This window comes from Pseudonocardia sp., assembly GCF_025465255.1.
Classification (GTDB): Bacteria; Actinomycetota; Actinomycetes; order Mycobacteriales; family Pseudonocardiaceae; genus Pseudonocardia.
This window is the reverse complement of sequence record NZ_JAODNI010000081.1, coordinates 1-6,909: the sequence shown is the minus strand read 5'-3', so window position 1 is coordinate 6,909 and position 6,909 is coordinate 1. Positions and strand designations below refer to the sequence as shown.

Genomic DNA, 6,909 nt, shown 5'->3' with positions numbered 1-6,909 from the left:
GGCCGCCCAGCTCGCCGCGCCCCGCGGGTCGCCGAGGGCGAGCGCCGCGCGGGCCGCGAGTTCGCCGGCCTCGACCCGGGCCCGGTGCAGCCGCTCTCGCGGCTCGCCGGACCACTCCGCGTAGGTGTCCTCCGGGAGCGGCTCGCCCCACAGCTCCAGCGCCGTCGACGCGGCGCGCAGCGCGGACCGATGGTCGCCGGCTGCGCGGGCGTGGGCGACCGCCGCCAGGAATTCCGTGACATCGACGGTGCAGTCGTCGCCCAACGCGTAGCCACCGGTGCCGGTGACGATCACCGGGGCGCCGCCGACCGCCCTCCGGGCCCGGTTGACCAGGACGCCGAGGTTCGCGGCGGGATCGGCGGGGAGCCGGTCGGGCCACAACGCGTCGGCGAGCACCTCGTGCGGCACCAGGTCGGGCCGCCGGACGGCGAGCACCCGCAGGAGCAGGCGCACCTTGCGGCCGCCGAACGCCGCGGGCGGCACCTCCTCGCCGTCCAGGCGGACCTGGAACCGCCCGAGCAGCTGCAGACGGACGCCCGGCATGGCGGCCATCGTCCTCGACCGCCATCGAACCGCAAGGTCGGATTCCTACCGTCGTCCCGGTCGGCACGACGAGTACACCGAGGAGGACATCATGGGCCATCTCTACGAGCAGCAGGACTTCGCCGATCCCACCGAGACGCGGGAGTTCCCGAACGGCCGGCTCGATCTACTGCGCATCGGCGGCGTGGACATCGGCCGGCTCACCCTGGCACCGGGCTGGCGGTGGTCCGTCGACGTGAAGCCCGCCGCGGGCACCGAGCTGTGCGAGGCGCCGCACTTCCAGTACCACGTCTCCGGGACGCTGAGGGTCCGCACCGCCGACGGCGAGGAGTTCGACGCCACCTCGGGGCAGGTCACCGCGCTGCCTTCCGGCCACGACGCATGGGTCGTCGGCGACGACCCGGTCGTGGTCGTGGACTGGTGGGGCGCCTCCGACTACGCGAAGGGCTGAGCGCCGTGCTCGCCACTGTGGACGTCCGCGGCCTCTACGCCCGGTGCAGCGCCGGGTTCGTCGAGCGCGTGGGCGAGGTCGGCGACCGCTGGGCCGATCCCACCCCGCTGCCGGGCTGGGACGTCCGGGCCCTGGTCAACCATCTGGTCAACGAGGAGCGCTGGACGCCGCTGCTGTTCGGCGGCGCGACGATCGACGACGTCGGGGACCGCCTGGACGGCGACCTCCTCGGCGCCGACCCGCCGGCCACGGTCGGCGAGGCCGCCGCCGCGGCGCTCGTCGCCGTCCGCGCCGAGGGCGCCGTGGAGGGGACCGTGCACCTGTCGTTCGGGGCGCATCCCGGCCGCGAGTACGCGATGCAGCTCGCCGCCGACCACCTCGTGCACACCTGGGACCTCGCCCGGGCCCTCGGCGCCGAGGTGACCCTCGACGAGGACGCCGTGGCCGCCGTCCTGCACTGGTTCGACGGCCCGGAGGCCCTGTACCGCGAGGCGGGCGTGATCGGACCGCGCATCGACGTGGCGGCGGACGCCGGGCCGCAGGCCCAGCTGCTCGGCCGGTTCGGGAGGCAGCCGTGAGCGAGACCGCGAGCAGGTCGTCGGCGCAGCACACCCTCGACGCCGTCGCCCACTTCCAGAAGGCCTTCGACGCCCAGGACGTTGACGCGATCATGGCCGCGATGACGCCCGACTGCGTCTTCGAGGACACGTCCCCGCCCGACGGCACCCGCCACGTCGGCGCGGACGCCGTGCGGGCGGCGTGGGCGGCCCTGTTCACCGGGTCGCCGGACGGGGCGTTCAGCACCGAGGAGGTGATCGCCGCCGGCGACCGGGTGGTGGCGCGCTGGCGCTACGCGTGGGGGGACGGGCACGTGCGGGGAGTCGACGTGTTCACCGTCCGCGACGGTCTGGTCGCCGAGAAGCTCGCCTACGTCAAGGGGTGAACCCGTCTCACCCCCGGGCGTCGGCGCAGGCGGGTCAGGCGCCGAGGGTGCCGACGGTGGTGTCGAGGGTGACGGCGAGCTGTTCGAGCACCTCGCCCGACGGCGCCGTCCCGCCGTGCTGGTCGAGCAGGTCGCTGCGGGACGCGACGACGAGGCCCTGGTCCTCGTTCGTCGTGCCGGGCACCACGCGGGCCTGCCCCTCGACGACGGCGAGCTGCGGGTCCGGCAGCTCGGAGTCGAACAACTCCCGGAGCCGGTCGGCTGTGATGAGCATGGCTGCGGGTACCCGCCGCGACGGGACCCCACTCCTCTCGATGCCGGGCCGGCTCGCCTCAGTGCCGCCCGAGGAGGTTGTCCGATACGTTCTCCAGGTGGGTCCGCATCGCCTCGCCGGCCCCGGCGGGATCGCGGTCGCGCAGCGCGTCGACGATCGCGGTGTGCTCGCCGTGGTAACAGCGGCGTAGCTCCGGGGTGGACGTCCGGCGCTTCAGCGTGCCCCACACCGGAAGCGCCCGGGCGGTGTTGAGCACGTCGAACATGTTCATGAGCAGCCCGTTGTGCGCGGCCTGGGCGATGGCGCGGTGCAGCCGGGCGTCCCAGGCCTCGAAGCCCTCGAAGTCCTCGCTGCCGCCGCCGGCGTCGAGGCACTCGGTGATGCGGTCGAGGTCCGCCTGCGTCGCGACCCGGGCGGCGAGGGTGGCGACCTGCGGCTCGAGGAGCAGGCGGACCTGCATGATCTCCGCCGGGCTCGTGTTCGCGGGAGCGCCCTCGACGGGCTGGAGCACCGCCTCGGTGAGGAACGTCCCCCGGCCGACGTGGCGGATGACCAGCCCGTCGCGCTCGAGCACGTCCAGCGCGCGCCGGATCGCGCTGCGCGGCGCGGCGAGCTGCTCGACCAGGGCTCGTTCGGTGGGCAGCTTCGAGCCCGGGCCGAAGGTCCCGGCCTGGGCGCCTTCCGCGAGGAGGCTGCGCAGCGACTGTTCCACCGCCATCATGCGACCACAGTAGCCGCAGCGGCGTAACCAATCCAGACCAATCAACGATCTGCTGAAGCCGACGTTCATGCCCCTCGACAGGGCGAGACGGGCAGCGTACGTTCACGTCCGGCAGTATTGGTTCTATTGGTTCAGATTGGTGCAGCGATGAAGCTGGTGACCTTCTCCGCCGGGTCGGCGCAGCTGGTCGGCGTGGCGGACCCCGACGCGGGCGTCGTCCACGACGTCAGTGCGCTCCTCCCGGCCGGCGCCGGCGTACTCGAGGTGATCGAGCGCTGGGCCGATCTCGGTCCGGTGTTGGAGCGCGAGGCCGCCGGGCAGCCGCGGCACGCACTGGACTCCGTCCGCCTGCACGCGCCGATCCCGGTGCCGCGGCGCGACCTCTTCTGCGTCGGCAAGAACTACCGCGAGCACGTCGTGGAGTTCGGCCGCAGCGGCTACGACCAGGCCGACCGCTCCGAGGCCCTGCCGGAGTTCCCGGTCGTGTTCTCCAAGGCGACGACCTCGGTCAACGGGCCGTTCGACGACATCGAGCCGCACGTCGACGTCACCTCCGAGCTGGACTACGAGGCCGAGCTCGGGGTGATCATCGGCCGGGGCGGGCGCGGGATCAGCCGCGCGGACGCCTACGACCACGTGTGGGGCTACACGATCGTCAACGACTTCACCGCCCGGGACCTGCAGCGCAAGCACAAGCAGTGGCTGATCGGGAAGTCCCTCGACACCCACGCCCCGATGGGGCCCTACGCCGTGTCCGCCGACGAGATCGACGACGTGACGTCGCTGCAGGTGCAGAGCGTCGTCAACGGCGAGCCGCGGCAGTCCGCCCCGGTGAAGGACCTCATCTTCGACATCCCCGAGCTGATCGCGACGCTGTCGGCCGGGATCACCCTGCTGCCCGGAGACCTGATCGCCACCGGCACCCCCGCGGGCGTCGGGATCGGGTTCGACCCGCCGAAGTTCATGGTCAGCGGCGACGTCGTCGAGGTCTCGATCACCGGCCTCGGCTCGCAGCGCAACCGGATCGCCTGAGAAGGGACGCGAATGTACGTCAACGGTAAGGAACTGGCGGTCGAGGTCGAGGGTGAGGGCCCCGCGGTCCTGCTCGTGCACGGCCTCGGCGGCACCTCGAACTTCTACCAGTGCCAAGCCGACGCCCTCGCCGGGAGCCACACCGTGATCCGGGTCGACTCGGCCGGCGCCGGGCGCTCGGCGAACGCCGACGGGATCAGCGTCGAGTCCCACGCCGACGACCTGGCCGCGGTGCTCGACGAGCTCGGGATCGCCTCGGCCGGGGTGGTGGGCCACTCGATGGGAACCCTCGTGGTCCGCACGTTCGCCGCGAAGTACCCGGGAAAGGTGTCCGCGCTCGCCCTGCTCGGCGCGGTCCGCGAACCGACGGAAGTGGGACGGCAGGCCCAGCGCGACCGGGCCGCCGTGCTGCGGGAGAAGGGAACCGCCGCCGTCGCCCCCGGCGTCGTCGCGAACGCCCTGTCCGAGGGCACCCGCCGGGACAAGCCGGAGGTGGCCGCGTTCGTCCGCGAGCTGGTCATGCGCCAGGACGCCGAGGGCTACGCCCGCAACTGCGAGGCGCTCGCCGCGGCGGGTGACCCCGGCCCGGTGGCCCCGAACCTGCCGCTGCTGCTGATCACCGGTGACGAGGACAAGGTGGGCCCGCCCGAGGCCAGCACCGAGCTGGCCGAGGCCCACGGCTCCGCCACCGTCGAGATCGTGCCCGGGATCGGGCACTGGACGGCCGTCGAGGCTGCCGGCCCGGTGACCGACCACCTGCTCAAGTTCTTCTAGACCCAGCATCCGGTGCCGGCCGTCCTCGGCCGGTGCCGGCCCTCAGCGAAGAGGAGCGGCCACCGTGCCCGTGACACCCGAGAAGACCCTGTTCCGCGACGTCAGCATCCTGGACTCCACCGGCGCGGACCCCTACCGCGGGGACGTGCTGGTCGAGAACGACCGGATCGCCGCCGTCGGCACCGTCGACCCGGCCCGCGCGCAGGGCGCCCGCGTCGTCGAGGGCCGCGGCCGGACCCTGATGTCCGGCCTGTGCGACGCGCACACCCACTTCTCCTGGAACAACTCGGCCGACCTCGACGGCCTGGGCACCCTGCCCGTCGAGGAGCACCTGCTGTTCTGCCTGGAGTCCGCCAGGACCTACCTCGACTCCGGCTACACCATGTGCCTCGGCGCCGCCTCGGCGAAGGAGCGCCTCGACGTCGTCTGCCGGGACGCGATCCACGCCGGCCGGTTCCCCGGCCCGCGCTACCTCGCCAACGGCCCCGAGATCGCCGTCACCGGCGGTGCACTGATCCCGTCGATCACCAGGTTCGCCGACGGCCCGGAGGGCATGCGCAAGGCCGTCCGCGAGCTGATCGGGATCGGCGTCGACCAGATCAAGCTGTCGATGACCGGCGAGGAGATCACCGGCACCCAGCGCGCGGAGGACACCTACTTCTCCGACGAGGAGACCGCGGCCGCGGTCACCGAGGCACACCGCCGCGGGAAGCGGGTCTGCGCCCACGCCCGCAGCGCGGAGAGCGTGAAGATGTGCGTCCGGAACAAGGTCGACATCATCTACCACGCCAGCTTCACTGACGCCGAGGGCATGGACATGCTCGAGGCCAACAAGGACTGGGTGTTCGTCGCGCCGGGGATCAACTGGCTCGTCGCGACGCTCTACGAGGCGGAGTCCTTCGGCTTCCCGCAGGAGGCCGCCGAGGCCGTGGGCTACAAGAAGGAGCTCGAGACCGCGATCGAGGGCCTGCGCGAGATGCACCGCCGGGGCGTGAAGATCCTTCCCGGTGGCGACTACGGGTTCGCCTGGACCCCGCACGGCACCTACGCCCGCGACCTGGAGCACTTCGTCGAGCTCCTGGGCTTCACCCCCATGGAGGCGATCATCGCCGCGACCGCCTGGGGCGGGGAGATCATGCTGCGCCCCGACGAGCTCGGGAAGGTCCAGCCCGGCTACCTGGCGGACCTGATCCTGGTCGACGGCGACCCGCTCGCGGACATCACCGTCCTGCAGGACACCGAGAAGATCAACTACATCATGAAGGACGGCACGTTCCACAAGGAGGCGAGCGACGTCCCGGCGGAGACCCCGGAGAACCCCGGGAACGTCGACCGCAACCGGGCCGCCGCGCACGCCTGATCTTTGCACCCGCCGACCACCGGCCACCCGAACCGCCCGGCACGCTCCGTGCCGGGCGGTTCGCGCCTCCTCGGGAACCGTCGATGACCCTGTTGATCTGCCGCACCTGCCCCCGCTACGACAGCCGCCGCACCGGCGACTTCGGCCGGGCCCTGACGAAGGCGCTCGCCCGGGACGCGCCCGGTGCCGGCATCGCGGTGCGCAACGTGCAGTGTCTCGGTGGCTGCCCCGAGGACGGTGTCGTCGCCGTCGACGGCCCGGGGAAGGCCCGGGTGCGGTTCGTCGGGCTCGACGCGGGCGACGCCGGCGCGGTCGCCGAGGCCGCCGTCGCGCACGACGCCTGCCCCACCGGCGCTCCCGGAGACTGGGAGGTCCCCGCCGGCCTGGCCGGGCGGCTCAGCAGCGTCACCTTCAAACGCCGGCCGCTCCCGGGCTGAGCATCGCCCGCGGCGCTCAGCTCAGCCCGAGCATCCGGACGGCGTTGTCCTTGAGGATCAACGGCCTGACCTCGTCCTTGATCTCGAGCTTCGCGAAGTCGGCGAGCCAGCGATCCGGGGTGATGATTGGCTGGTCCGGAGCGGATCTCGGCGACCTCGGCGCGGCGGTCGACGTCCTTGGCTCCGTAGCGGTGACCGGAGACGGTCAGCAGAACCCGGGGCTCGACCTGCGCGAAGCGGTCGATCACCGAGCGCGCGCCGAACTCCGGGGCGCAGCTCGCCCAGATCGCGCCGAGGCTGGCCGTGGCCAGGGATGCGACCACGGTCTCCGGGATGTTCGGCAGGTAGGCCACGACCCGGTCGCCTCGCCCGAC

Annotated in this window: 10 protein-coding genes and 2 pseudogenes; 7 read left to right on the top strand and 5 right to left on the bottom strand. The window is 72.8% G+C overall.

What is annotated here, in order from left to right; translation table 11 throughout:
• Nucleotides 1–543: BTAD domain-containing putative transcriptional regulator (locus tag JWP64_RS08755; RefSeq protein WP_297494336.1), on the bottom strand; the 543-nt coding region annotated here is incomplete at its 3' end.
• A gap of 91 nt (nt 544–634) precedes the next feature.
• Here JWP64_RS08755 and JWP64_RS08750 point away from each other — a divergent pair.
• The 3 genes from JWP64_RS08750 to JWP64_RS08740 are packed head-to-tail and all read left to right on the top strand — an operon-like array spanning nt 635 to nt 1,937.
• Nucleotides 635–994 (top strand): cupin domain-containing protein, encoded by a 360-nt coding sequence (locus JWP64_RS08750; RefSeq protein WP_297494334.1) that lies wholly within the window; start codon nt 635–637, stop codon nt 992–994.
• Nucleotides 995–999: 5 nt separating this feature from the next.
• Nucleotides 1,000–1,572 carry a TIGR03086 family metal-binding protein gene (locus tag JWP64_RS08745; protein ID WP_297494331.1) on the top strand — a complete coding sequence of 191 codons (573 nt, stop codon included), beginning with the start codon at nt 1,000–1,002 and terminating at the stop codon, nt 1,570–1,572.
• Nucleotides 1,569–1,937, top strand: a complete 369-nt coding sequence (locus JWP64_RS08740; RefSeq protein ID WP_297494328.1) for a nuclear transport factor 2 family protein — start codon at nt 1,569–1,571, stop codon at nt 1,935–1,937. Before JWP64_RS08745 ends, JWP64_RS08740 begins: the two co-directional genes overlap by 4 nt.
• Before the next feature lie 34 nt (nt 1,938–1,971).
• Here the strand turns inward: JWP64_RS08740 and JWP64_RS08735 are convergent, their stop codons facing one another.
• Both JWP64_RS08735 and JWP64_RS08730 read right to left on the bottom strand, forming a co-directional pair.
• Nucleotides 1,972–2,211 (bottom strand): hypothetical protein, encoded by a 240-nt coding sequence (locus JWP64_RS08735; RefSeq protein WP_297494325.1) that lies wholly within the window; start codon nt 2,209–2,211, stop codon nt 1,972–1,974.
• Nucleotides 2,212–2,269: 58 nt separating this feature from the next.
• Nucleotides 2,270–2,932 carry a FadR/GntR family transcriptional regulator gene (locus JWP64_RS08730; RefSeq protein WP_297494321.1) on the bottom strand — a complete coding sequence of 221 codons (663 nt, stop codon included), beginning with the start codon at nt 2,930–2,932 and terminating at the stop codon, nt 2,270–2,272.
• 147 nt (nt 2,933–3,079) lie between these two features.
• Between JWP64_RS08730 and JWP64_RS08725 the strand changes: the two genes are divergently transcribed.
• The 4 genes from JWP64_RS08725 to JWP64_RS08710 all read left to right on the top strand — a co-directional run bounded on the left by JWP64_RS08725 (nt 3,080) and on the right by JWP64_RS08710 (nt 6,535).
• Nucleotides 3,080–3,964, top strand: coding sequence for a fumarylacetoacetate hydrolase family protein (locus JWP64_RS08725; RefSeq protein ID WP_297494318.1), 885 nt, complete (start codon nt 3,080–3,082; stop codon nt 3,962–3,964).
• Nucleotides 3,965–3,976: 12 nt separating this feature from the next.
• Nucleotides 3,977–4,738, top strand: coding sequence for an alpha/beta hydrolase (locus JWP64_RS08720; RefSeq protein ID WP_297494316.1), 762 nt, complete (start codon nt 3,977–3,979; stop codon nt 4,736–4,738).
• 64 nt (nt 4,739–4,802) lie between these two features.
• Nucleotides 4,803–6,098, top strand: coding sequence for an amidohydrolase family protein (locus tag JWP64_RS08715; RefSeq protein WP_297494313.1), 1,296 nt, complete (start codon nt 4,803–4,805; stop codon nt 6,096–6,098).
• An 83-nt stretch (nt 6,099–6,181) separates the two neighbouring features.
• Nucleotides 6,182–6,535 (top strand): DUF1636 family protein, encoded by a 354-nt coding sequence (locus tag JWP64_RS08710; RefSeq protein WP_297494310.1) that lies wholly within the window; start codon nt 6,182–6,184, stop codon nt 6,533–6,535.
• 16 nt (nt 6,536–6,551) lie between these two features.
• On the opposite strand, the pseudogene JWP64_RS08705 reads toward JWP64_RS08710, so the two are convergent.
• Both JWP64_RS08705 and JWP64_RS08700 read right to left on the bottom strand, forming a co-directional pair.
• Nucleotides 6,552–6,671, bottom strand: a pseudogene (locus tag JWP64_RS08705) (4-hydroxyphenyl-beta-ketoacyl-CoA hydrolase); the annotation flags it as partial.
• A pseudogene (locus JWP64_RS08700) lies at nt 6,670–6,909 on the bottom strand (AMP-binding protein); the annotation flags it as partial. The pseudogenes JWP64_RS08700 and JWP64_RS08705, both read right to left, overlap by 2 nt.

Bases quoted from the DNA above. Each gene is read 5' to 3' on its own strand.
- JWP64_RS08730 (WP_297494321.1), bottom strand. From the start codon at position 2,932: ATGATGGCGGTGGAACAGTCGCTGCGCAGCCTCCTCGCGGAAGGCGCC.
- JWP64_RS08720 (WP_297494316.1), top strand. From the start codon at position 3,977: ATGTACGTCAACGGTAAGGAACTGGCGGTCGAGGTCGAGGGTGAGGGC.
- JWP64_RS08710 (WP_297494310.1), top strand. From the start codon at position 6,182: ATGACCCTGTTGATCTGCCGCACCTGCCCCCGCTACGACAGCCGCCGC.
- JWP64_RS08735 (WP_297494325.1), bottom strand. From the start codon at position 2,211: ATGCTCATCACAGCCGACCGGCTCCGGGAGTTGTTCGACTCCGAGCTG.
- JWP64_RS08750 (WP_297494334.1), top strand. From the start codon at position 635: ATGGGCCATCTCTACGAGCAGCAGGACTTCGCCGATCCCACCGAGACG.
- JWP64_RS08725 (WP_297494318.1), top strand. From the start codon at position 3,080: ATGAAGCTGGTGACCTTCTCCGCCGGGTCGGCGCAGCTGGTCGGCGTG.